This window comes from Pontimicrobium sp. MEBiC06410 (assembly GCF_053601615.1).
Map to the genome: position 1 here is coordinate 36389 of NZ_JBSHNT010000147.1, position 24673 is coordinate 61061.

Here is a 24673-nt window from a genome sequence, read left to right on the forward strand (position 1 = left end):
TTTGATTAATAAGAGCGCAAAATTAACTTTTAATTGTAGAAAACAATTCTTAAAATAAAATTATTTTTTTACGAAAGGTTGCTTTAACAGTAAGTATTTTAAACTACTATTTTTAGCTTCATCTGGAAAGGTATCTATACCATAGTTAATTTGATCTCTTTCCAACCTCATGAATGTTCCAAATAGGCGGTCCCATATAGAAAATATATTTCCATAATTAGAATCTGTGTATGGCAATACATTATGGTGATGCACTTTATGTACATCTGGAGATATAAATATATAACTAATAACAGCATCTACTTTTTTAGGTAGTTTAATGTTGGCATGAGTAAACTGAGTAAATACTATAGATAATGATTGATATAACATTATAATTGCAATGGGAGCTCCTATAATAAAGACTCCTATTAAAGTAAAAATAAAACGTATAATACTTTCTAAAGGATGGTGTCTATTACCTGTTGTTGTGTCCACCTTATGGTCGGAATGATGCACAAGGTGTATTCTCCATAACACACTTACTTTATGCTCTGTATAATGTGCTAAATAGGCTCCTATAAAATCTAGAAGCAATATGCCTAAAATGGTATATAACCATAATGGCATTTCTGGCAACCAATTAATTATTCCAAAGTTATTTGCTACGGTCCAATCTGATACACTTAGTAACAAAAACGCTAACAAAAAATTAATAACAATAGTGGTTATGGTAAAAAACAAATTAGGCCAAGCGTGTTTCCACTTACTGTAGTTAAATTTAAAAAGTGGTAAAACACCTTCTAATAACCAAAAAAACGAAATTCCAACAACCAAAATAATACTTCTGTGTAATGATGGTATTGTCTCAAAATAATTATAAATGGTTTCCACTTTTATCTTTTTTATAAATATAACAAAAAAACGGGCTGTTATCTGTAATTGCTATTTGTAATTTACTGCTATAAATCTAATCTATATTCTATTATTTAATTCGTTTTTTCATAGCTTCAACAATATTATAAGCTGCTGGGCATATAGCTACGTTTTTAATGGTAATGTTTGCTATTTGTTGAAACTTCTTTCTATCGGTATGCGGAAACTCTCTACAGGCTTTTGGCCTTACATCGTATATAGAACAGTAGTTATCGCTTCCTAAAAACGTACAGGGTACACTTTGCAACACATAATCATTATCTTCATCTACTCGTAAAAATTGCTCTATAAATTGCTGTGTTTTCATTTTAAAATGTTTTGCTATTCGCTCTACATCTTTATCTGTAAATAATGGCCCCGTAGTTTTACAACAATTAGCACATTCTAAGCAGTCTGTGCGCTCAAACTCTTCTTCATGTAGTTCCTGCATTAAATAATCTAATTGCTTAGGCGGCTTTTTTTTAAGCTTAGTAAAAAAGGTTTTGTTTTCCTTATGCTTATCTTTGGCCAACTTTGGCAGATTATTTATTTGGTCTTGCATGTCGCAAAAATAATAAGAGATTTCCGTATTCTCGGAAATAAAAAAATAGTTTTTTTTATGAAAGATATATTCGGAACCGCTTTATTAGATTACCAAAACGGAAATTATACTGAGGATATTATTACTTCTACTAGTATTTCTGATGAAGATGTTTTACCACTTGATTACTTATTTAGAGCTTATTCTGAAATGCCTAAATTAGAACAAAGAGCTCTTAAGCTAGTTAAAGGTTCTATTCTAGATGTAGGTGCTGGGGCTGGAAGCCATAGTTTATATTTACAAAAAAAAGGGTTTTCTGTTAAAGCTATAGATAGTTCTAAAGGCGCTATAGAAGTATGTAAATTAAGAGGTGTACAGCAAGCAGAATTAAGGCCTCTTCTTGAAGAAACTAGCACTTTTGACACCATTTTACTATTAATGAATGGTACTGGTATTTTCCAATCCTTACTAGAATTACCTAATTATTTAATGCATTTAAAAAGTTTACTAAATTCTTATGGTCAAATTTTAATAGATTCTAGCGATATTAAATATATGTATCTAGATGATGATGGCGGGTATTGGCATGATGCTAATGCTAATTATTATGGAGAGTTGGATTATTTTTTAAGTTATAAGAATGAAAAAGAAATCCCTTTAAAATGGTTGTATCTAGATTTTAACACACTAGCTATTGCTTGTGCTTCTGTTGGTCTTAACTGTGAGAAAGTATTAGATGGCGAGCATTTTGATTATTTAGCAAAGCTTAGTCTTTAAGCTTCTTATATTCGGTTTCAACACCTTCTTCTACAAGAGTCATTTTGTTTTTATTAAGGTATTTTATAACATTTATATCCGTTCCTAGCATATATGTATATTCCAATTGAAATCCTTTTTTATTTTTTAAAACGGTAAAACTGCTTGACAAGACACAATAACTGCGACAATGTTACTATCTAAAGGTTTGTTGTATATTTCTAAACTGCCTAGTTTACCTTCAAATTCGTAATGGTAAATGTCTTGAGATTCTGGTTTTACTTGTTTCCATTTACCTGAAAGTTTTTCTTTAACTTCTTCTATAGTTTTGCAACACTTTAAGTTCTGCGAAAAGCTATTGTAAGAAAACAAAAAAAGACAACTAATGTAGAGGAGTTGTTTTTTCATTTATAAATTATACCCCTTAGAGGATAATAACTCAATTACTTCTTTATACAAATTACCACTCCAGGATTCAGATATTTTACTCATAGATGCATTCATCTCCTCTTGAGAACTTACTATTTTCTGCCCTGTTTCACTTTGGTAGAATTCATTTAAAATAATTTTATCGCCTTCGGTTAAAGCGTCTTTTTTAAACATATTTTTACCTGCTTCTGTTGCGTATAAGGCATTCATTTTTTTTACATCTGCAATGGTAAAATAACCTTGATATGCAGAGACTATTTTATCTGCTAAATTATCCATGGCCTTTGCTTTTCCTTTTTTTACTTCTACCCAAACTGAGGTTGGTACATTCTGCGACTCAAATCGTTTTTCTAACATTGTATACATTTGGTCTACAACATTTTCGTAATACGACATGGTTCCATTACTTTTAATGCATTGTTTTACTGCTTTACTATAGGCTTTTGTTTGCGCAAACGTTGTTGTAGAAAATGCAATAAAGCATATAATGGTTAGTAGTTTTTTCATCTTGTATTCGTTTTTTATAATTCTTTTCAATTATTGTGCCACACCGTTTATGTAGGTTTCCTTAACTTTTATATAAGGTAATTGTCTTTCTGGCACCGTCATAATATCTTTATCTAAGATTATAAAGTCTGCATATTTACCAACTTCTATACTTCCTTTTTCGTGATCTTCAAAATTAGAATAGGCAGCCCAAATAGTCATTCCTTTTAGAGTTTCTTCCCTAGTTAATCCATTTTCTTTTTGAAATCCATTCTGCGGAAAGTTTTTTAGATCTTTTCGAGCAACTGCAGCATAAAACGTTAAAAAGGGGCTTACTTTCTCTACAGGAAAATCTGTTCCTAATGCTACTCTTCCGCTTTTTTCTAATAATGTTTTATAGGCATAAGCGCCTTTTACACGTTCTGCTCCAACACGCTTTTCTGCCCAATACATATCGCTTGTGGCATGTGTTGGCTGTATAGATGGTATTATGTTTTCGTTTTTAAAGTATTCAAAATCATTATCTGTTATAACTTGTGCATGTTCAACTCGCCATCGTCTATTGGTTTTATTCTCTAATACTTTACTATAGGTCTGTAATACAAAACGGTTAGCCGAATCCCCTATTGCATGTGTATTCATTTGGTAGTCTGCTGCTTCAATTCGTTTAGCTAATGCTTCGTAATCTTTAGTTCCTATTACCATAGCTCCAAAATGATTATGCTCGTCTGCATACGGGGCTTTTAATGCTGCGCCTCTAGAGCCCAAAGCTCCGTCTGCATAGACTTTTACAGATTGTACATTTAAACGTTCTGTTTTTAGTTTTCCTTTTTTTAAATAATAGTCTAAGTTTTCTTTTTTATTACTAATCATAGCATATATACGCATGTCTAGTTTTCCTGCTTGCTGTAAACTATCTATTAGTTCTATTACTTGTTTATCTAAACCTGCGTCTGAAACGGTTGTTAAGCCTAAACTAGTACAAATTTTATGCGCTTCGTTTAATGCATTTATTTGTTGTTTGCGTGTTGGCTTAGGAAAAATAGCTTCTACTAACTCCATAGGATTGTCTATTAGTATCCCTGTTAACTCTCCGTTTTCTTTTTTAATTTCTCCTCCTTCAATTTTTGTGTCTTTAGTTATTTTTGCTAAATCTAATGCTGCTTGATTACACAGCATAGCATGCCCATCTATTCTTGTTAATGCAACTGGTACGTTAGGATATAATTTATCTAATAGTTTTTTATCTGGGTAGTTTTTATCGTCCCAATCGTTTTGGTCCCATCCTCTCCCTATTATGAAGTTTGTTTTTTTATCGTTTTGAAATCTAATAACACGTTTCATCATATCATCAAAACTTCTAGTGCCTACTAAATTTACATTTAGCTTACTTAATCCTAAGTTATAAAAATGGCAATGTGCATCTATTAATCCTGGTACAATAGTTTTTCCTTCTGCATCTGTAATTGTAGCTGCTTCGTACTTATTTTGAATATCTATGGCATTACCTACCGCCACAAATTGTCCATCTTTTACAGCAAATGCTTCGGCTTTTGCAAAGTCTTTATTTACGGTATAAACATTAGCATTAATTACAATAGTATCTACTTCTGTTTTACCCTTTTTACATGATAATACAACAAGTAGTAATAGGCTTAAATATAAAGTTTTCATTGGCTAGTATTTTGAGTATAAATATAGCCATAAAAAAACGTCCTTGAAAAGAGGACGCTTGTATTTATTTTTCTTAATTATTTTTATTGAACTCTATAATTCTAACCTCTTATTTTATATTTCTGGATGAAGAGCCTTATGCGAATAATTATTTAGTGTTACTTGCCTTAAAGTTATTACTTTACCTTCCCTTTCGTTTTCGTCTATTATAAACGTTACTTTTTTTGAGTACATGATTTCTAAAAGCATATGTAATAAATAATCCACATCTTTCTTTTTATTTTTTCTAAAAAAGTTATAGGTTAAAATTTCTTTTTTATGTTTACGAATAAAGCTTTTATGTTCTTTTTTTACTAAGGACGTTTTACCCAACGCCATATCATCGAAATCATCGTATTTCCTGTAATTTAACTCTACAGTAGAACTATCTTTTAATTTAAATGTATAATTAATTATTTGATGCCCATTATGATCTAAATAACCAAATACACTTATGTTTTTATTGGGTTTTATGTAAATGTAAAGTGTATCTGTATTAGCATATTTTTGTACTGATTTTTCTTTTTTTAATTTCTCATAGTCAATTTCAACTGGGTTTGCTTCTTCATCGGGTAAACGTATTGATTGAGAAAAAGAACTAACATAAATTAAAAATAAAATAAAATAAAGGCTATTCTTCATTACAATAGTTTTGAAAAATTGTTTGTACTTGATTAATCATTTTTAGATTCAATACCCTCTATAATTAGGTAATTCATTCTTCTGCTACATTAGAGAATCTAACTTTCTTTACAGTAATTATATTATTATTAATATCATCTTTATCTATTAAAAAAATAGTTTTAGCATTATACAATAAAGAATAGGATTCATTATAACCAATCTCGTGCATGAATTTTGTATTAATAATAATCTCTTTATTTTTCTTTAAAAAACTTTTATTTATCTTAAAAAAAGGAACAGGATTGTTTTTAAACATTTCATCAAAATCATAGAACTGATTAAAAACAATTTCAATTGTATTATTTGTAAAAGAACAATTATCGGTTTCATTGAACTTGTAGAAATACATAATATCTTCCTTTTTATCCTTATAAGTTTGCATTATTTTTTTAGATTCATATTCGTCTCCACTATAATAAATAAAAAGAACTTCGCTATTTTTAATTTTTTCTAAGTTTTGGGCAAAACCAGTACAAACGCATAAGCATAAAATAATAATTATATTTTTCATTATATTATTTTTTTAGTAAGAATTGAAGAACTACTATCTACTTCTCTCTTATCAAAATCTATATATTTTTTATAAGCAAATCCGAAAGAAACAGAATCTTTTATTAGTTAAGCACAACTAATAGAAGTGTCCTTAATCTTTTACGTTCTACAAATTTATATTTTGTTACATTTTTAGCCTCTTTGAATAAAAGAAATAATGTATTAAATTTCGAATACTTCTTAACTAGGTCGTTATTATCAATTTTTCATTTTAATAATTTCTGTTCATTACATTTTTCATTTTCATCTATATGAATAGTTTTTGCTACTTGACCTAAAACTAAATGAACACTAAATAATAGGATTAAAGAAAGTATGATTTTATTAATTGTAACATGTTTTAGAAAATTGATTTATTGCATTACTCTTCACTTAAATTATTAAACCTAACCTCTTTAATCGTTATCTTTTTATTCCTAATCTCACTTTTATCTATTAAAAAAATTGATTTTGCTTTTTGAAGTATCTCAATAGATATATCTGACCCAATCTCTTGCATAAATTTTCTAGTAAGAATAATGTCTTTATTCTTTTTTAAAAAGCTTTTATGTATTTGGAAAAATGGTACAGGATTATTTTTTTCCATTTCATCAAAATCTAAAAACTTTGTATAGACTAGCTGAATATTATTTGTTTTATTTTTTGGCCCATCAGAAAAAAAATAATTATAATTAATCATTTTCATTTTAGCACTATTTTCTTTTTTAGTTTCGTAATTACCATCTTTGCCACTGTGGGCTATAAAAACTACTTCACTTTGTTCTATTATTTTTAAATTTTGTGAGAATAAATTAATAGTCATAAAAGAAAAAAGAAGAATTAAATATTTCATGTTTTTTATTTTGTTAATCTAAACAATCTTTTTTAAATAAATTTCTACCAGTGTTCACGTAATGATTAAAATTTTGATATTTAGCAGAACTAACTGGAAGCATCTCAAATTGAAAAGCATCAGAATTATGCAATCCACTCATACTTAGATACTTATAAAAACTATTCCAATTCCATGGTAACATTGGCCCATTAGGATTACTTTCATCCACGAACATTTGCCCTTCTGCACCTTGTTGGTGATTTAAAGGCACTAAATCATCTTTTATCTCAGAAAGGATGTTTGACATTACAGGCAATAGATAATCAAACATAAATTCGTGATCAGATTGGAGTGTACAGGCTGTTGAATAATACTGATTTAATATTTCACTTAACTCTACGTCATCAAAATCTTCAAGTTGAGAACCTTGGTTACATCCATATTGTTTTAATTTCAAAAATGCATGAATAGCTTCATGAATTATCGTTTTAGCTACATAAATTGCAGATTGATTATCCATTTTACTTTTATTAATTTTTATAGTCACATCATATGATTCTAAAGGATTTGTTGCATTTAAATCAATTCTAACTAATGTCTTTCCATTTGGTTCTACATCTGAAGGAGGTACTGGAGCTATATTATCAACTACTTCAAATTTAACATTTAAGTTCTCACTTTCCCCAAAAGTATCTATAAATAAATCTTTAAATTTAGGAGATTGAGTCAATTTTTTATAAATACACATAAACTTTTCGTTAGAAGCAACTCCAGTTGTATCTATCGTATTACAGTTTTTTCTAACTTCACTTAAATCGACATTAAAAGGTGAGTTTGCACTAAAAGATGCATTAAAATCTTCATCAGACATCTCACATTCTTCATCAAACTCCAAACAATCTCTACATATTGTTGTTGGACTTGTTGCTACTGTATTATTACCTGCTCCTCCATTGGGGTTTGTAGTGTTTGTACTAGTGGTATCTGTATTTGTAGTATTTGTAGTATCTGTATTACTAGTATCATTAGTGTTTGAAGTATCTGTACCTGTTGTGTTTCCATTAGAAGAACTATCACAATCCCCCACAGTTCCTATAACTTGCTCTGTATAACCGCCACAACGAGAACCGTCTTCCTCATAACCATCAACATGACCTTCTATTTCATATTTACAAAAACTGATAGCTATTTCTAGACAAGTAATTTCTTTACTAAAAAGATCTGTAATGAAACCTTCATCGTTTATACTTAAATACGAGACCTTATTATTTAAATCTACCTCTATTCCATGTTTTAAATTGTCCTTCTCTTGCAGTGTAATATTGTATGTTACTATATACATATCATAACTACCATCATTTCCAGAAGACAACACCAAATTTTCTAATACTTCCGTTTCTGTTTCACGTTGTATAGCGAAAGTATAGGAGTGGTTATTACCATTTGGACTTTCTATATAAGTTGCATAATCTGTATTTATATAGAAGTTATAAACACTAGACTCTACTGTTTTTTGTTTAACTTTTTGTTTTTCTATATTTTCTACTAATACTTTTAATTGCTTTTTTAATTTAGTATTGTTAACAATACTATGTTTTGAGACTTTAGATATTGTATGCTCTACAATAGAAGTTGTCTCATTAGATGTATTTAAATCTTCATTTTCACAGTTAAACAATAATAATGCTAGTAAAATTATAGAGCTTGTACTTAACATTATAAAACGCTTTACTTGGGGAGTTTTCATCGGTTATTTTATTTTTATTACTGATTATCTTAACTTCCGCAATCTAAGACAAATACTTAAAAGATAAAATACGTAGAACTACGTATTTTATTACAAGTTATAACAAATTCTATTTCAGTTAAAAATCAAATTTATAAGTGGCTCCTGCTAAAAACTGAATACCTTGTACTGGTGTATTTTGCCACTTGGTATACTCTTCTCCAAATAAGTTATTTCCTTTTACAAATACCGAAAACCTATCGTTTATGTGGTAACCAACATTTGCATTAACATCGAAATAACTATCTAACGTTACTATGGTTTCTGGTACATTTGTAGGTAGTATAATCGTGTTTTCTCTAAAGACATCTTTACGCTCGCCTATAAAAAATAAATTAGCGCCAGCAAACCATTGTTCTGTTATTTGGTAATCTAAAAATACAGAGGCTTTTATGTCTGGTAAGTTCCAAGCTTCTTCTTCTGTTTTTGTATTGTACACAAAGTAATCTCCTTTTATACCTAATGTAAAGTTTCTGTTTACATCTACATTTAATTCTCCTCCTACACTAAGTGTAGAGACATTATCGTAAATAATATCGAATGAGTTTCCATAAGAATAGTTCGTTGTTTCTGGTACTCCTGTATTTATGGTATTATTAATATATAGAGGTTTTGCTCTTTCAGATTGATAACCTCCATGCACACTATAACTCATGGTATTAGACAGCTTTCCTTTTAAACCTAACTCTGCATTGTATTGCTGGTCTGTTGGTGTTATAAATAGTGTTGGCGATACAAATGGATTGTCTTGTGCAAAACCATAATATGAGTTTTGAATTAATCCTCCTTTCACTCCTCCAAATGCTATTAATACCTCATCAACTAAACGGTATGTTGCACTTATTTTTGGATAAATAAAGAATTTACTTTTACTCGCTTCGGTATCGTTTAAATAGGTTGCTGTAAAACCAACATCTACAGTTAAATCGTCTTGTTTTAATTGATATGTTGGTGAGATTCCTATTTGGAAGTTTCCATATTTTAATTCTTCTGTAGAGAAATAATTTCTATCGAAGGCACCTCCTAAATAATCTATATTAACTGTTGTAGATACTAGTTCTCCTTTTACTGGTACATCTACTGTGGTTTTAGCTTTAAATCTATTTTCTCCAGAGCCTAAATTATCTCCAAATCGTCTAAACAACACACTTCCTGAATTTATATAGCCGTCTTCAAAATCGATATCTCCAGAGACATAACCATTAGTATAAGTATGCCCAACATCTAACCCATCTACATCGGTTTGTGTAAATTTAGGTTGTGCTACTCCGTACCAATTATACGATTGTAATTGAAACCCTCCACCTATTGTCCAGGTTAAATCTCGTCCTCTTTTACTGTAACTTAAATTAAGTTTAGAGTCTAAAAAATCGTCGTCTAATAGCACATCTTCTATTCCACCGCCAGACGAATGGTGTCCTAAATAGGCGCTTACACTTTCGCCTCTTCCTAACTCGTGGTTTAAATATATTTCTCCAAGAATTGTTGTATAGGCCCCTACACCAAGTGTTGCATAATTATCAAACAGTCTTGCTTTTTCTGTTTTATCTACAGATGCTGCTTTTCCTTTTGCTGGTGTAAATGTAGAGGCTACTGGAAAAGAAAATATGTTATACTTAATCTCCTTTTTAGTTAATGTTTCTTCATCATCTAATGTAGGGACTTCTTTTACCTTAAAGGCATCTGAAATTGTAGGCTTATAGGGCTTAATAACATTAATAACATCTGTTTTAATGGTGTCTTGCTCTTCTTCTTGCGCCAAAAGAACTGTTGATATTAAAGACAAGGTTAATAATAGTATTTGTTTTTTTCTACTAAACATATAATCTAGTTTATTTTGTTTTTTATTTTTTATACAAATCATGAATTCATAACTAATCCTCTTCTTCTACAGAAGCATTTGTTTTAGCTTGTTCTGCTTTTATTTTAGCTAACTCTGCTTTTGCTTCTTCAACTACTTCCTCGTAGTCTGTAAAGTTTTTAGTTACACTTTCTAATATATATGTTGCTTGAAAAGCATCTCCTAATGCATTGAAGTTTTTAGCCATAATGATTAAGCCTTTTGCTCCGTAATATTTATACCCAGAATAGTCTTTGGCTAAACGTTGTACAGTTTTATTAGATGCTTCGTATTTTTCTTCTTTATTTTTAAAGTAAGCATTGTAATATAATGCCTCGGCTGCAGTTTCTCCTATGGCAGTTTTTTCTACTTCTGCGTATGCTGTTTTTGCTTTTACCTCATCTCCTGTTTTTATAGCAGATCTCGCTATAATTACTTGTGCATCACTTTTTACTTTATTATCTATAGTGTTTTGAAGCAATACTTTATCTGCGTAGGTTACGGCATTTTCGTATTGCGATAATTGATAATAGGCTTGCATTAAATTAGATTGTGCAAATAGTGTATTCTGTGGAAAATTTGCTTCTGTTTCTAATCGCTTTAAAACTGGAATGGCTTCTTCCCAATTTTTACCTTCTAAAGTAATTTGAGACAAGCGTAATAAGGCTTCTTCTGTAAATTCGCTTTGTGATGCTTCTACAACGTATTTAAAGTGTGGTGCTGCATTCTCTTTTAAATCTTTTTTAAAGTATAACTGTGCTAAATAAAAATGTGATTGTAGTGCATGCAATCCATTAGGAAATTGATTAATGTACCCATTAAATTGCTTAATTGCTTTTTCTACATTATTATCTAGAAATTGTTTTTCGGCAGCTTCATAAGTTGTATTGTCTAAGTCTGCATCTGTAATTTCTACATAATCTAATGTTTTTACCCAAGCGGCGTAGTCTTCTACTTGTCCTAAATCTATATAAATTAAACGCACTGTAGACACGGCCTGATTAGCTTCTGGTGTTCCTGGGAAGTCTCCTGCTACTTTTTTAAATTTCGTTAAAGCGCTTTGGTTTTCACTAGCATTATAATATACTAAACCTTGTCGTAATAATGCCTTAGACACGAATGAACTATTACTATATTCTGAGTTTAAACGATCGTACATTGTCATCGCTTTATTATTATCTCCTGCTTTTACATAGGCATTTCCTAAAGCATACATTGCATCGTCTCTAAGTTTAGAGTTTGAATATTTTGAAATGAATTGTTCTAGTTCTTTAATTTTACGAGCTGGTTGCCCTACATAACCATAGCTTAATGCTTTTTGAAAAAAGGCATAGTCTGATTCTATTTCTCCTACTTGAATTGCTTTTTCGTAAGCAGCTATTGCTTCATTGTAGTTACTTGAAACAAAGTAACCATCTGCCAATCGTAAGTACGCATCATTTAACCTTACTTTATCCTCTTTATGGGCATCTATAAATGTTTTAAAGTGTTCTGTTGCTTTAGCATAATTTTTCTGCTTAAAATATGTATATGCTAAATTATAGTCTAAGTTTTTATATTCTTTAGTTTCTGAAGCTCCTGTTTGTTGTTGAAATTGTTTAAACCCAATTAATGCTTCTTCGTAATCTGTTAAGTTATAGTCTGCTTCTGCTTTCCAAAATGTAGCACGTGTGGTATATTTTGGATCTTGCTGTTCTTTTAAAGAAGCATCAAACATGTTTTCTGCTGCTTTGTAATTGTTTTCGTTATACAACTCTATGCCTCTATAGAAAGCTACTTTTTGATATGCTTTTTTACTTTCAAAACTTTTTTTCCCTTTTAACAACACAAAGGCTTCTTTGTAATTTTTTGATGTAATGTAAGAATCTATTAATAAGCCTTCTATTTCTTCTTCATAGCTCGTATCTGGGTATTTATCTAGATAGGCTGCTAATACTTGCGGAACAGATTGGTATGGATTACCTATTTCGTAACTAATTTTAGCGTAGTTTAACCAAGCATCTTCTTGAATTTTTAAGTCGTAATCCATTTGCGATGCATTTCTAAAAGCGTTTAATGCTTCTTGCTTTTTATCTACGTTAACATAACTTTCTCCTAAATGGTAATAGGCATTTTGTGCTACACTATTATTACCATCTACAATTTTATTAAATTCAGAAATAGCTTTGCCGTAATCGCCTTGCTTATAATACGCATATCCTAATTGGTAATAATCGGTATTAGTCCACTTTCCGTTTTTCCCTTTATATTCGGTTAAATATGGAATGGCTTCTGCATATTGTTCTAAATTAAAATAACTTTCTCCTATTATTTTAGATAACTCGGATACTTCTTCATCGCTACTTGTATCTAATTTACTTTTTGCTAATTCTATTGCTTTTTCAAATTTTCCTAATTTAAAATTTAAATCTGCTTGATAATACGATAGTTTCTCTTTGTATTTTTCTTTGTCACTTACTTGATCAAAATATTCATTGGCTTTATCGTAATCATCACCTTCATAAGCCATAAAACCTATATAATATTTTGCTTGCGCTCCGTATTTTTCTGATGTTTCTACACGTGTTAAATATTTTTTAGCCTCTTTATAATTTTTAGTAGAAAAAGAAACATACCCATTATTAAAGTTATATTTTTCTTGTTCGGATTTGCTTAAGGATTCTTCATCTACTTTTTCGTACCATTTTTGCGCATAGGCATATTTTCCGTTCTCAAAATAATAATCTGCAACATCTACAAAAGCTGTATTTCGCTTAGTACTTGTAGGGTAATCTTCTACAAACTGCTCTACTAATTGGTCTGCATTTTGCTGGTTTAATCGTACCGCACAATTGGCTACATAAAAAGCACAGTCTGATGCTATGTTATCTGTAGCGGCATCCTTTTTTACTTGCGTAAACAATGCCTGAGCTGCTAGATATTGTTGATTATTGTATAGTGATAGCGCTTTTTGATAGTCTTCTAGATTACTAGTATACACGGCCGATTGCTGTGCATACAGTTGAATACTAAATGCGGTAAATAATAGACTTGTTAAAATATATTTTCTAGTCATTAAACTACGTATTTTAATTTACACCCAAAGATAAAATTTATCTTTACCTGATAACGAAAGAATTTAATTATAATTATAGTTGAACGTATTATTTTTTAACATATATCGTGCCACTATTTTAATTTTAAAGCGTCTAGTTTTTGTCTTTTTACTTTTTAATGATACTTTTACCATGTATTAAGTAAGTTGTACTTGTCTTAAGTTTTTTCAAAATAATAAACGTATGTCCAAAACCATTTTAGAATTTAAAAACGCTTCTATTTTTCAAGGAGAAAGTCTTGTGCTTTCTAATGTTAATGTGCAAGTAGACAAAGGTGATTTTGTATACTTAATTGGTAAAACTGGGTCTGGAAAAAGTAGTTTTATGAAAACGCTTTATGCCGATTTACCTTTAAAGGAAGGTGATGGTAGTATTGTTGATTTTGATTTGAAAACTTTAAAAGAAAGAGATATTCCTTTTTTAAGACGTAAGCTTGGTGTTGTTTTCCAAGATTTTAAATTATTAACCGATCGTACTATAAACGACAATTTATTGTTTGTTTTAAAAGCAACTGGTTGGAAAGATAAGAATGCTATGAATTCTAGAATAGCAGAGGTTTTAGATAAGGTTGGCATGAAAACTACTGGTTTTAAATTCCCTCATGAGTTATCTGGTGGAGAACAACAACGTATTGCTATTGCTCGTGCTCTACTTAATGAGCCTGAGCTTATTTTGGCAGATGAGCCTACTGGAAACTTAGATCCGCAAACTAGTGTTGAAATCATGCAAGTATTGCAAGAAATTAATAAAAACGGTAATACTATTTTAATGGCAACCCATGATTATGCTTTATTATTAAAATACCCAAGTAAGACCTTAAAATGTGACGAAAATCAAGTTTTTGAAGTTGTACAAAGACGCAATTAAATAGTTTAGTGTTTTACTTCTATTAAATAGCCATCGCTTTTTATACTTAAAACAGAGTCTTGTACCACACCTCCATTCGCTTTCATATAGTTTAAAATATATTCTTGTTCGGATATTTTATCGTGCTTAAATTTATAATTATGTGCAAAAATAAACCAAACGTGACCACTAAGTTTGTCTAATTCAGCATCATTGTTTTTAAAATTCTTTCGATTACTTCCACTTAGTATTATTTCATTTTTATAATTTAAATAGCCTATTTTATTATAAAAATCGAAGACATCCTGATTTTTAGAATAAACATATATTTTGTCCTCTGGCTGTATAGTATTGGTTATATAATCGTAAACAGGTTTTATCTCTTCTTTTTTTAAAGGTAACCGTTTCCATAATAAAATTGCTGCTATTAGTATTGGAAATAATGTAAAGGCTAGAACCAGCTTATCATTAAATTTTTCTTTACCATAACTTAAAATACTATTTAAACCATAGCCCATAGTTAAAAGGTATAATGGCACTTGATACAACACTAATCTAGGTGCAAATGGGTATAGTTTTAGCATTGATAGCACTAAGTGCAATATTATTGGAAACAATACCAAAAAACACACTTTATAGGCTCGCTTTTGCAACATTATTACAATACTGAATACGTATAGTAAAGCCATTACACTATTAATATGGAATTTTGCAACAAACCCCAATAGGTATATAAAAATAGTTTTAAATGTTTGCCAGATCCAATCCCAAAATGCCATAGAAAAAGGATTCCTTGGCAAAAAGGCAAAGCCCCAATACGATTTCATGATAACTGCATTTGGGTGGTTGTGTATAAATAATGAATAATAGATTCCAAAAGTAACACCCCAAAAGGCAGCTGGTAATAGTAATGGTCTTATTTTGTTTCTGTTAAATACTAAAGTATAGCACCCAAAAACAAATAAAATTAATACAGATATGTTAGAGATAAAAATAGTTAACATACCTACTATAATTAATACTGCACGTTTACTATTTTTTGTTTTGTACGATTTAAAAAACACATAATATAGCAACAGTAAAACCATAACATCTACACTATATTGCTTTATCTCTGAGGCATAATATATTAGTCTTGGCGATAAACAAAACAAAGCTGTTGTGTACCATACAATCATTTTATTTTGGGTTATTAATGCTGTGACTTTAATAACCAGTATAATTGAGATAAGGAATGCTAATAACGGTAATAACCGTAATGCTAATTCATTACTTCCAAATAGTTCTATATTACATTTTTCTATCCATAAAAACAGAATAGGTGCTACTTGCCCACTGTCTAGTGGTTGTGTTAAACCTAGGTAATCTCTATCTAAAATATTTAATGCCAACTTAGCTTCATCTAGCCACACACTTCTATTGTATAGGTATTGGTATATTGCTGCTATAACACCAACAAGTGCTGTGATAATAATTACTAAGTTTTTTTTCAATTTACAGGGATTTTAATTTAATTTTTAAAGTACTATATAGTTTGTGCAGTTTAAATTTTTTAATTCTTAAATATTTCATTTTTGAAGCACTCGGGTTTATAGGTAGTTTTATTACTGCTTCATTATTATCGCATAAATGTGCAATGATTTTATTAAAGAACTCATTGTCTAAGCGGTCTCTTTTATTTCTATTTACCCGTAACATTATATCTAGAAGCTGTCTTGAATTGTATGGACTCATAACTGTTACTCCTAATTCTTTATTTTGAGATTTAGCCTTTCCATGTACAATTCCCATAAATTGTTCCCATAAAAAGATATCTAAAACATGGTATTTTAGAGCTTTTAAACGCTTCTTATTTTGTTTTAACCACTTACTATATTCTTGAGTTATAAACGGATGGCGTTTAAAAAAATTAGCAACATTGAGGTTTTTTGGTGTTATCCATTTTATGTAATAAAGTCCATTGCGTCCTATCTCACTTATGTTTCCATTAATAATAACTCTACCGTTAACTAAATCTGGACTTAAAAATAATGGAAAGTCTAAACTCTTCTCGTAATTGGGGTCAAAGTCCTCTTTTTTAAGAATATTATCTTCTATAATGTTAAAATCTTTACCGTAGAGCTCTACCAGTTTTTTTGAGATTACCAAGTCATTATGGTTATCCCCCATCTCCTTAAACCGTGTTACAAAATAGTTGCAGTCTAAACCTAAACTTGCCAAAAACAAAACTCTACTATCGTAACCAGCTGTTACTGGTAAACATATTTTATGCCTTAAAGAAATTGCTTTTAAATAGCCTTTTAGCATTGTTGCAACTTTAACAACTGCTTCATCTATAGTTATTTTATAATTTGATTGGTTAGGGTAAAATCTTTTTATTTCTTTTTTATTAATATCGATATAGTGATTTGCATATAAATGCTTTACATTTTCAACATGAGTCGTGTTATTAATAAACAGTCTTAATTTATTAAATTCGTTTGAGTTATAATATGCTTTTGCCTCTGGATTACTATGCGGAATTGTATTTACACATTGTTCTAATATTTTTACTTGCGATCCAAAAGCTTTGTAATTTGTAGTGTAATATATTTCGGATTGTGCACAGGCATCATTTAACAGAATTAACTCTGTCTCATTTTTATAAATAATAACATACTGCCCATAATACTCCGAAAGATTCACTAAAAAGGCTTCGAAAGTATTTGCTAGTAATAAGTGTTCTACAATATTATAATTAGATAACTCTGGCGATTTATAGCTAAAAACATCTCCAAGTAAATGTATTGTTGTTTCGGTATTACTGGCGGTAGTATAATTTAATATTTTACTATACTGCAAATAATACGTACCTATAGTAACTTCTTTAAAGTTACCTAGTAATTGTACTTGCTTATCTGTAAATAAAAATTGCTTTTTAAACATTAATTAATTTTTACACTTTTACATTAATCCTACTTATAACCATAAAAGTAGTTAGAGTATTCTATAAGTAAGCTTGCAAGTTAATATTTTATCTATTAACCTCTTTTCTTTTTCAAAACCTTATTTTTTTTCTTTTTTCATATAAGTTACTCTTTAATTATCTTCAAAATATGAAGGTATATAAGCTCCAATGAATATTTTTGTAAGAAATGCCAAACAATACTGACTATTATTTTTAAAAAAAGACATAAACGTTATTATTGAATATAGAAAAGGTGTACTTTTGAAGATATATCATGTATGATTTCGGTATTAATTCCCACATATAATTACGACATAAGTGCGCTGTTACAAACTGTACATAAGCAACTAAAAGCTAGTCTTGTCGATTTTGAAATCATTATTCTTGAAGATGGTAGTACTACACATATAAATACAAGTTTAAACTTAACAAACACTCAGGTTTTAATTAATAAATCTAATCTAGGTCGTGTGAGTGCTAGACAATTTTTAGCTAGTAAAGCGCAATACAATTGGTTATTATTTCTTGATGCAGATGTGCTTCCAAAAAAAAGCTCTTTTATTCATGATTATATATTGCAAACAAAACTAGGTTACGATGTTATTTTTGGAGGCTTTGCTTATTATAAAGATAAGCCTAAAAAAAATTATGTTTTACGTTGGAAATATGGAAAAACAAAAGAACAAGTCTCTTCTGTAAAAAGAAACCATAACCCATATAAAGTTATTATTTCTGCTAATTATTTAATACGAAAATCTATTTTTGAAACCATTAATACTAAAATGAATGGAAAAGGTTATGGCTACGATAATTATTTTGGAGCCTTACTAAAACAACATTGTATTAAAGTACTCCATACAGATAATGAAGTCTATCATTTAGGTATTGAGAAAAGTAAAGATTATTTAAAGAAAAAAGAACAGGCTGCCGAAACTTTAATTCACTTATATAATTCTAATACTATTACAGCCCACAGCAATGACCTATTGTTGTTATACCTTAAATTGAAACGCTACCACTTAATTTCATTTTTTAGTAGTTTGTATAAACTATTAAAACCAATTATGTGTTTAAATTTAACAAGTGACAGACCTTTAATTGGAGTTTTACAGTTTTATAAAATCTCATATATGTGTTATACTTCAAAAAAAGTAAACTCTCTTTAATCTAGACTACTTTTTAGCAGCAACAAATTCTTCAAAATCTCTAATATAATCGTCTTCTTTATAAACATCTGAAGCTAATACTAAACACACAGCTCCTGAAGAGAAATTCTCTAACTCTCGCCAAATTCCAGGAACTATTAATAGGCCTTTATTAGGTTTATTAAGTGTTACTGTTTTAGTATTTTTTCCATCTTTTAAAATAACATCAAAACTACCACTTAATGGTAATAAAAATTGTTTTAAGTTTTTATGAGCATGTCCTCCTCGATAAGCATCTATAGGTACATCGTATAAATAATAAACACGTTCTATTTTAAATGGTAAACAGTCTTTTTCTATAACAGATAGATTTCCTCTCCCTCCTTCGTCTACTATTCTTGGGATTTCTATAACGGTTGTAGAATCGATTGTATTTTTTTTCATTTACATTTTTATTTTTTTTGCTTTATAGTTGCTCTATATATTGTTTCCAGTTTTGTGCTATACGCTCCATTGAAAACCGTGCTATGCTCTGTTTGGCATTACTCTTACATTTTTGATATAGTGTATCATCTAGCACTAACCTATTCATGGCTTCTGCAAAAGCATTTACATTATAATTTTCAACTAACAGCCCATTTTCTTCATTAATAATTACCTCCTTTGGCCCCGACTTACAGTTTACTGAAATTACTGGTGTTTTTAAAGACAGAGATTCTATTAAAACCATAGGAAACCCTTCATACCTGCTTGTTAAAACTGTATATCTGGCATTTTCGACTAAATAAGCTGGATTAACAACATAACTTTTAAAAACAACGTCTGTATTTAGATTTAATTGTGCGGTGTAATCTTTAATTTCTTGTAAATTTTCACCGTCTCCCAATATTAATAATTTATAGTCTAACGCAGAAAGTTTTGATACCTTATATGCGTTTAATAAAAGTTTTAAGTTTTTGTGTTTATCTTTAATCCTTCCGAAGAAAATAATATATTTATCTAAGTTTAATTCTTGCGGTGTTACGCCTTTATCTTCTTTATTAACATTACTATCATCGAAAGCATTGTAAATTGTTGTCACTCTTTTTAAACTAAACTTCTTTTTAAATTTTGTTGCTGCTTCATTAGAGACCGCAACCATATTTTCATTTTTATAGAGCAATTTACTTAACCAATTGTAACGAGAAAAGGCATGACTTGTTTTATAGTTATGAATAACATAAACTACAGGCCAGTTTTTATAAATAAATTTACTTACTAAAAACGCTCTATATGCAGACACTCGCGCTCTATTGTCTATTATACAATCGAATTGATGCTTTTTTAAATACGTTTTAAATTTACGAAGTCTATCTAACCTGCCTAAAAAAGTATCTTTTTTATCTTTTAGTTCTCCTAGATTAAACAGCGTGCCTTTATAATCGTACTCTACTTGATTTAAAACACTAACTATATGCACTTTATAACCAATAGCGTGTAACATTTTAGACAGTGTTGCCGATGCTTTTTGGGCTCCTCCTCTTCCTAATGAAGACACTACAATACATATCTTTTTTTTATTATTACTTTGCATTGGTTATTTTTAGCAAACTTATTTAATATTTCCAACAAATATAGTGAATGAAGATTTTATTAATAGGAGAGTATAGTAGGTTACATAATTCATTAAAAGAAGGATTAATACAACTAGGACACGAGGTAACTCTTATTAGTACTGGCGATGGTTTTAAAGATTACCCAGCAGATATTAAGATTAAATCTAAAGTCTTAAAATATAGCGCTCTAAAGGTTTTAAGTAAACTAATTTTAAAATTTACTGGTATTAACTTACATGAATTAGAAAACTACTATAATTTTAAAGCTACTCTTCCTAAATTAAAAGACTTCGATCTTGTACAATTAATTAATGAAAAGGTTGTTAACACGAGTACTAAGTTAGAAATTCGTTTTTTAAAAGCTGTTTTAAAACAAAATAAAAAACTTTTTCTGTTATCCTGTGGCACAGATTATAGTAGTGTAAAATATGCTTATGATAAAAAAATTAGATATTCTATTATGACTCCTTATCATGAAATGGGTTTAACTAAAGAATATCAATTTGTTCTTAAATACTTAAGTCCTTCTCATTATAAATTACACTCATTTATTTTTAATAATATAAATGGCGTTATTGCTTCAGATATAGATTACCATTTACCGCTATTAAATCATCCAAAATATTTAGGGATGATTCCAAACCCTATAAATACAGATACTATTATTTATTCTCCATTAGAGATTAATGAGACAATAACTATTTTTCATGGCATTAATAAAAGTAATACTATAAAAAAAGGAGGTGAAATCATTGATGAGGCATTAAAGATTATTGCTAAGAAGTACCCCAATAAAGTGTCTGTAAAAAGTACTTGTAATATTCCGTATGAAACCTACATAAAAATTTATAATGATGCACATATTTTAATGGATCAAGTTTATAGTTTCGATCAAGGCTATAACGCACTAGAGGCTATGGCTAAAGGTAAAGTTGTTTTTACAGGCGCTGAAATAGAGTGGTTAGATTATTATAATTTAAAAGAAGATTTAGTTGCCATAAATATTTTACCTGATGTTGATTTTATTGTAAAAAAATTAGAGTGGTTAATTTTAAATCCACAAAAAATAGTCGAAATTTCTAAAAATGCTAGGCAATTTATAGAGGAAAAACATAATTATATTGATGCTGCAAATAGATATTTAAATTACTGGAACAATAATTAATTATGCTCTAAAACATTGTTATTTTTAAAATGATACCAAATAGCTATTAAAACAAGTATAAAGTACACAATATACCTATATAAGTGAGCCATTGCAACACCTTCTGTTCCATGCGAATCGACTAAATGCATCGATAAAAAATAAAATACTAATAATGATGTAATTTCTGTAATAGCGAAACTAAGTAACATCTTTTTAGCAATAAATTGATATGATAATACCACAGCTATTAGTTTTACAAAGTCTCCTAATAATTGCCATTTAAATAATGGTTCCATGGCTTCAAAACCTGGATATATTATAGCTATTAAAAAATGTCTAAACAAGTAGATTAGTAACATCCCTAACCCAAACAATGGCAATAGGGTTTTATAAATATAAATAACCTGTTTTTTAAAAGTCTTCCCATCGTATATTCCTGCAAATTTAGGCATTACATATAGCGTAAATAATCCTGTTGAAAATACCATATAGTTTTTAGAGATAAACAACATTGCTGTCCAATACCCCGCTTCGGCTTCGTTTATTTTATCTGTAATTTGCGCTCTTATATCAATCTCTATATAGTTTAATAGTATTGTAGAGATTACAGACATTATGGTAAAAGTTAATAATGCTTTAGCAAACGGGGTATTCCATTTTACTCCTTTAAAATTTATATGTTGTTTTAATGTTTTTCCAAAAACAAACACAATAACTAACAACTGTAATAATGGTGTTAGTGCTATAGCTATTAAAACCCCCAATAAGCTAAATTTTAACAAAGAGGCTATTAATAAAATACTAGATAGTAAATAGGAAACGAGTTCTATCTTCGCATACTTTTTATAGGCTGTTAAGCCATTTAAAATACCTTTAAATAGAACTGTTAATGCTATTGCCGGTACTATAAAAGCTAATATTTTTATAACAGACACATAGTTATTATTGCCAAAAAGGTATACAGAAATACTTTCTGAAAACGCAAATAAAATAAAGGCCGAAATTATAGTTCCTAACAGTAGAAATATAAATGCCATGGAGAACATTTTCTGTAATTGCTCTTTTTCGTCTTTTAACTCTGCTGTATATTTTACTATCCCATTAAAAATACCAAAGGAAGAAGCACTTGTTAACATTGCTAAAACACTTCTAATTTGTCCTACTTTAGCAATTCCTGCTGCTCCTATAGTTTCTGCTAATAAATTTTGTATGAAAAAAGAAATAACTAACCTAATAGCTATAACTATAGAGTTAAGCGATGTTATCTTAAGTAATGTGTGCTGTTTAAAATACGTAAGTAATTTTTTAAAGGCCATTAAAAATTATTAATTACGTTAACAATATTGGTAGCATCATTTAACGACAATACAGGACTAATTGGTAAACTTACGCATGTACTATGAATCTGCTCTGTTATGGGTAATTTTAAACTTTTGTATTGCTGTAAGGCTTTTTGCTTATGTGGTGGTATTGGGTAGTGTATTGATGCTTCTATGCCTTCTGATTTTAAATAGTTTATAAAGGCTATTCTATCATCTACTAAAACTACAAATTGATGAAATACATGATTTTTAGAATCATTATAAAATGGTAATGTTATTTTATCGTTTTCAATACCTTTTATATACCCTTTTGCTATGGTTTGTCTTATAGAATTATCTTTATCTAATTGCTTTAGTTTTACATTTAAAAACAAGGCTTGTATTTCGTCTAAACGATTATTAACTCCTATTCGTTCGTTTTCATATTTAGAAACAGTTCCGTAATTACGTAGCTGTTTTATAATAGCTGCTAATGCATCATTATTTGTTGTTATGGCTCCTCCGTCTCCTAATGCGCCTAAATTCTTAGCAGGATAAAAACTAAACGCTGCACTATCTCCTAAATTTCCTGCTCGCTTTCCATTAGCATTTGTTGCTCCATGAGCTTGTGCGGCGTCTTCAATTAGTATTAAATTATGTTTATCTGCTATATTTTTAATGGCCTTCATTTCTGCTAACTGGCCGTACAAGTGTACTACTAAAATTGCTTTTGTTTTAGTAGTAACGTGCTGTTCTATTTCTAAAGGGTTTAAATTATATGTTTTAGTATTGGGTTCTACAAAAACAGGAATTAAGCCTGCTTCTAAAATGGCTAAAACTGAAGCTATAAAAGTATTGGCGGGCACAATAACCTCATCTCCTTTTTTTAATAGTCCCAATGCGATATAGCCTTTAAAGATTAATACCAAAGCATCAAAACCATTACTAACGCCTACGCAGTGTTTGGTTCCACAATAGTTAGCGTAATTGGTTTCGAATGTAGATACACCTTTTCCTAGAATGTAATATCCTGAGTCTAAAAATTGCTGAAACTGATTTTTAAATTCGGCTTCAAAACGCGCATTGACTTTATGTAAATCTAGAAACTTTATCATAGCAATACTCCATCTAAAAGGTTATGGTTAGTAGTATTTAAACTATAAAAATCTTGTGTTATTGTTCTAGCACCGAAGCTTTCTTTCCAATATAATAAGCCTTCGTTTATATTTTTTCCTTGGTTTTCGTTAGAAATTCCAAAATCGAAGTAGTGTTTCTCTTTAAAAACGGCATGTATTAAATGATAAAATAACATATCTAAACTTCCTAATTCTTGTTTATTTTCGGTTGCAGAAATGTATTGTGCGTGTGCAACAGTTTTGGTTTCAAAAATAGTTGTTCCTGCTACTATAGTTCCATTATAGTAAACATTGAATTGTCTAATATTATTTGGAAATTGTTGATGTAATTTTTCTATTTCTGCTAAACTATGTACAGGTTTTCTATTAAATCGTTTTTCTAGGTTTGGTATTAAAACGGTATTCCAAAACCCTTCAAAATTTGGTTCTTCTTTTATTGTTAAACCATGCTTTTCAGCTCGTTTTAAACCGCGTTTACGAACTTTAGATAGCGTTTTTGGGAAAGCATTATAATCGATAACAGATAATACATCCTTTCTATATAAATCACTTTTCAGAATAAACAATAAATACTCTAGTGCTTCACTTGGCGCTGTTGTGTAAATAGGTGGTAATAGTTTTATGTTACACTTTGTAATTTTTTCGGTTTCTAAAAACTGTAATAAACTTTTAAAAACTTCTAAGGTGTCTTTTAGTTTTAAATCATCCTTTATTACCAAGCCGCCATAGGTTAGACCTTGATGCGAATGTATCGTCTCTCCTTCTTTATTTGCAGGCAATATTGCGACTAAAGTTTCTGCTTTAAAAATTAACAGGGAATAATCTACAAAACGATCACTATGGTATTCCATAAAATCACGTTGAAATAGAAACGTAGCATTTTTGGCTTCGGAAACGAATGTATTCCAAAGTTGTTTGTGGTCCGTTTTATATTTTTGAATGGTGTAGATCAATACTGATTTAATC

General features: G+C 29.5%; 22 protein-coding genes. 4 read left to right on the plus strand and 18 right to left on the minus strand.

The genetic code is table 11. From position 1 onward, the window contains the following. Window positions 1-60 precede the first annotated feature (60 nt). Complete coding sequence (locus tag ACVC08_RS07470) at window positions 61-873, minus strand: sterol desaturase family protein (RefSeq protein WP_452600261.1); 813 nt, start codon at window positions 871-873, stop codon at window positions 61-63. 91 nt (window positions 874-964) lie between these two features. Next, entirely contained in the window at window positions 965-1456 is a 492-nt protein-coding gene (locus ACVC08_RS07475) for a YkgJ family cysteine cluster protein (RefSeq protein ID WP_452600260.1), read from the minus strand. Window positions 1457-1513: 57 nt separating this feature from the next. On the opposite strand from ACVC08_RS07475, the gene ACVC08_RS07480 reads away from it, so the two are divergent. After that, entirely contained in the window at window positions 1514-2212 is a 699-nt protein-coding gene (locus tag ACVC08_RS07480) for a class I SAM-dependent methyltransferase (RefSeq protein WP_452601574.1), read from the plus strand. A gap of 126 nt (window positions 2213-2338) precedes the next feature. Here the strand turns inward: ACVC08_RS07480 and ACVC08_RS07485 are convergent, their stop codons facing one another. The 9 genes from ACVC08_RS07485 to ACVC08_RS07525 all read right to left on the minus strand — a co-directional run bounded on the left by ACVC08_RS07485 (window position 2339) and on the right by ACVC08_RS07525 (window position 13550). Beyond that, a complete protein-coding gene (locus ACVC08_RS07485; RefSeq protein ID WP_452601575.1) occupies window positions 2339-2599 on the minus strand; it encodes a hypothetical protein in 261 nt (86 codons plus the stop codon). Beyond that, window positions 2600-3127, minus strand: coding sequence for a DUF2059 domain-containing protein (locus ACVC08_RS07490; protein ID WP_452601576.1), 528 nt, complete (start codon window positions 3125-3127; stop codon window positions 2600-2602). It abuts the gene before it with no gap. 30 nt (window positions 3128-3157) lie between these two features. Continuing rightward, entirely contained in the window at window positions 3158-4780 is a 1623-nt protein-coding gene (locus tag ACVC08_RS07495) for an amidohydrolase (protein WP_452601577.1), read from the minus strand. A gap of 114 nt (window positions 4781-4894) precedes the next feature. Further along, a complete protein-coding gene (locus ACVC08_RS07500; protein WP_452601578.1) occupies window positions 4895-5461 on the minus strand; it encodes a hypothetical protein in 567 nt (188 codons plus the stop codon). 73 nt (window positions 5462-5534) lie between these two features. After that, on the minus strand, window positions 5535-6014 hold the full coding sequence (locus ACVC08_RS07505; protein WP_452601579.1) for a hypothetical protein: 480 nt from the start codon (window positions 6012-6014) through the stop codon (window positions 5535-5537). 402 nt (window positions 6015-6416) lie between these two features. Beyond that, complete coding sequence (locus tag ACVC08_RS07510; protein ID WP_452601580.1) at window positions 6417-6887, minus strand: hypothetical protein; 471 nt, start codon at window positions 6885-6887, stop codon at window positions 6417-6419. Window positions 6888-6900: 13 nt separating this feature from the next. Further along, complete coding sequence (locus ACVC08_RS07515; RefSeq protein ID WP_452601581.1) at window positions 6901-8616, minus strand: hypothetical protein; 1716 nt, start codon at window positions 8614-8616, stop codon at window positions 6901-6903. A 118-nt stretch (window positions 8617-8734) separates the two neighbouring features. Then, complete coding sequence (locus ACVC08_RS07520; protein WP_452601582.1) at window positions 8735-10477, minus strand: TonB-dependent receptor; 1743 nt, start codon at window positions 10475-10477, stop codon at window positions 8735-8737. A 52-nt stretch (window positions 10478-10529) separates the two neighbouring features. Then, window positions 10530-13550, minus strand: coding sequence for a tetratricopeptide repeat protein (locus ACVC08_RS07525; RefSeq protein ID WP_452601583.1), 3021 nt, complete (start codon window positions 13548-13550; stop codon window positions 10530-10532). Between the two features lie 223 nt (window positions 13551-13773). Between ACVC08_RS07525 and ACVC08_RS07530 the strand changes: the two genes are divergently transcribed. Continuing rightward, the gene (locus tag ACVC08_RS07530; RefSeq protein WP_452601584.1) at window positions 13774-14457 is read left to right on the plus strand and encodes a cell division ATP-binding protein FtsE; all 684 of its coding nucleotides are present in this window, start codon (window positions 13774-13776) and stop codon (window positions 14455-14457) included. A 5-nt stretch (window positions 14458-14462) separates the two neighbouring features. On the opposite strand, the gene ACVC08_RS07535 is transcribed toward ACVC08_RS07530, so the two are convergent. Beyond that, complete coding sequence (locus ACVC08_RS07535; RefSeq protein WP_452601585.1) at window positions 14463-15929, minus strand: hypothetical protein; 1467 nt, start codon at window positions 15927-15929, stop codon at window positions 14463-14465. Between the two features lies 1 nt (window position 15930). Beyond that, entirely contained in the window at window positions 15931-17361 is a 1431-nt protein-coding gene (locus ACVC08_RS07540; RefSeq protein ID WP_452601586.1) for a hypothetical protein, read from the minus strand. A 300-nt stretch (window positions 17362-17661) separates the two neighbouring features. Here ACVC08_RS07540 and ACVC08_RS07545 point away from each other — a divergent pair, with 300 nt between their 5' ends. Continuing rightward, window positions 17662-18549 carry a glycosyltransferase family 2 protein gene (locus ACVC08_RS07545; protein ID WP_452601587.1) on the plus strand — a complete coding sequence of 296 codons (888 nt, stop codon included), beginning with the start codon at window positions 17662-17664 and terminating at the stop codon, window positions 18547-18549. A 6-nt stretch (window positions 18550-18555) separates the two neighbouring features. Here the strand turns inward: ACVC08_RS07545 and ACVC08_RS07550 are convergent, their stop codons facing one another. Both ACVC08_RS07550 and ACVC08_RS07555 read right to left on the minus strand, forming a co-directional pair. Beyond that, window positions 18556-18972: a sugar 3,4-ketoisomerase gene (locus ACVC08_RS07550; RefSeq protein WP_452600194.1), complete on the minus strand. Its 417-nt coding sequence runs from the start codon at window positions 18970-18972 to the stop codon at window positions 18556-18558. 22 nt (window positions 18973-18994) lie between these two features. After that, a complete protein-coding gene (locus ACVC08_RS07555) occupies window positions 18995-20101 on the minus strand; it encodes a glycosyltransferase (protein WP_452601588.1) in 1107 nt (368 codons plus the stop codon). A gap of 47 nt (window positions 20102-20148) precedes the next feature. Between ACVC08_RS07555 and ACVC08_RS07560 the strand changes: the two genes are divergently transcribed. After that, on the plus strand, window positions 20149-21288 hold the full coding sequence (locus tag ACVC08_RS07560; protein ID WP_452601589.1) for a glycosyltransferase: 1140 nt from the start codon (window positions 20149-20151) through the stop codon (window positions 21286-21288). Here the strand turns inward: ACVC08_RS07560 and ACVC08_RS07565 are convergent. From ACVC08_RS07565 to ACVC08_RS07575, 3 genes are read right to left on the minus strand one after another with little or no spacing between them, the layout of a single operon-like run. Beyond that, entirely contained in the window at window positions 21285-22586 is a 1302-nt protein-coding gene (locus ACVC08_RS07565) for an O-antigen translocase (protein ID WP_452601590.1), read from the minus strand. The two genes, ACVC08_RS07560 and ACVC08_RS07565, sit on opposite strands and share 4 nt — an antisense overlap. After that, entirely contained in the window at window positions 22586-23686 is a 1101-nt protein-coding gene (locus ACVC08_RS07570; protein WP_452601591.1) for a DegT/DnrJ/EryC1/StrS family aminotransferase, read from the minus strand. Before ACVC08_RS07570 ends, ACVC08_RS07565 begins: the two co-directional genes overlap by 1 nt. Then, entirely contained in the window at window positions 23683-24660 is a 978-nt protein-coding gene (locus ACVC08_RS07575; RefSeq protein WP_452601592.1) for a GNAT family N-acetyltransferase, read from the minus strand. Before ACVC08_RS07575 ends, ACVC08_RS07570 begins: the two co-directional genes overlap by 4 nt. Window positions 24661-24673: the final 13 nt, after the last annotated feature.

Bases quoted from the DNA above. Each gene is read 5' to 3' on its own strand.
- ACVC08_RS07475 (WP_452600260.1), bottom strand. From the start codon at position 1,456: ATGCAAGACCAAATAAATAATCTGCCAAAGTTGGCCAAAGATAAGCAT.
- ACVC08_RS07480 (WP_452601574.1), top strand. From the start codon at position 1,514: ATGAAAGATATATTCGGAACCGCTTTATTAGATTACCAAAACGGAAAT.
- ACVC08_RS07485 (WP_452601575.1), bottom strand. From the start codon at position 2,599: ATGAAAAAACAACTCCTCTACATTAGTTGTCTTTTTTTGTTTTCTTAC.
- ACVC08_RS07490 (WP_452601576.1), bottom strand. From the start codon at position 3,127: ATGAAAAAACTACTAACCATTATATGCTTTATTGCATTTTCTACAACA.
- ACVC08_RS07495 (WP_452601577.1), bottom strand. From the start codon at position 4,780: ATGAAAACTTTATATTTAAGCCTATTACTACTTGTTGTATTATCATGT.
- ACVC08_RS07500 (WP_452601578.1), bottom strand. From the start codon at position 5,461: ATGAAGAATAGCCTTTATTTTATTTTATTTTTAATTTATGTTAGTTCT.
- ACVC08_RS07505 (WP_452601579.1), bottom strand. From the start codon at position 6,014: ATGAAAAATATAATTATTATTTTATGCTTATGCGTTTGTACTGGTTTT.
- ACVC08_RS07510 (WP_452601580.1), bottom strand. From the start codon at position 6,887: ATGAAATATTTAATTCTTCTTTTTTCTTTTATGACTATTAATTTATTC.
- ACVC08_RS07515 (WP_452601581.1), bottom strand. From the start codon at position 8,616: ATGAAAACTCCCCAAGTAAAGCGTTTTATAATGTTAAGTACAAGCTCT.
- ACVC08_RS07520 (WP_452601582.1), bottom strand. From the start codon at position 10,477: ATGTTTAGTAGAAAAAAACAAATACTATTATTAACCTTGTCTTTAATA.
- ACVC08_RS07525 (WP_452601583.1), bottom strand. From the start codon at position 13,550: ATGACTAGAAAATATATTTTAACAAGTCTATTATTTACCGCATTTAGT.
- ACVC08_RS07530 (WP_452601584.1), top strand. From the start codon at position 13,774: ATGTCCAAAACCATTTTAGAATTTAAAAACGCTTCTATTTTTCAAGGA.
- ACVC08_RS07540 (WP_452601586.1), bottom strand. From the start codon at position 17,361: ATGTTTAAAAAGCAATTTTTATTTACAGATAAGCAAGTACAATTACTA.
- ACVC08_RS07545 (WP_452601587.1), top strand. From the start codon at position 17,662: ATGATTTCGGTATTAATTCCCACATATAATTACGACATAAGTGCGCTG.
- ACVC08_RS07550 (WP_452600194.1), bottom strand. From the start codon at position 18,972: ATGAAAAAAAATACAATCGATTCTACAACCGTTATAGAAATCCCAAGA.
- ACVC08_RS07555 (WP_452601588.1), bottom strand. From the start codon at position 20,101: ATGCAAAGTAATAATAAAAAAAAGATATGTATTGTAGTGTCTTCATTA.
- ACVC08_RS07560 (WP_452601589.1), top strand. From the start codon at position 20,149: ATGAAGATTTTATTAATAGGAGAGTATAGTAGGTTACATAATTCATTA.
- ACVC08_RS07565 (WP_452601590.1), bottom strand. From the start codon at position 22,586: ATGGCCTTTAAAAAATTACTTACGTATTTTAAACAGCACACATTACTT.
- ACVC08_RS07570 (WP_452601591.1), bottom strand. From the start codon at position 23,686: ATGATAAAGTTTCTAGATTTACATAAAGTCAATGCGCGTTTTGAAGCC.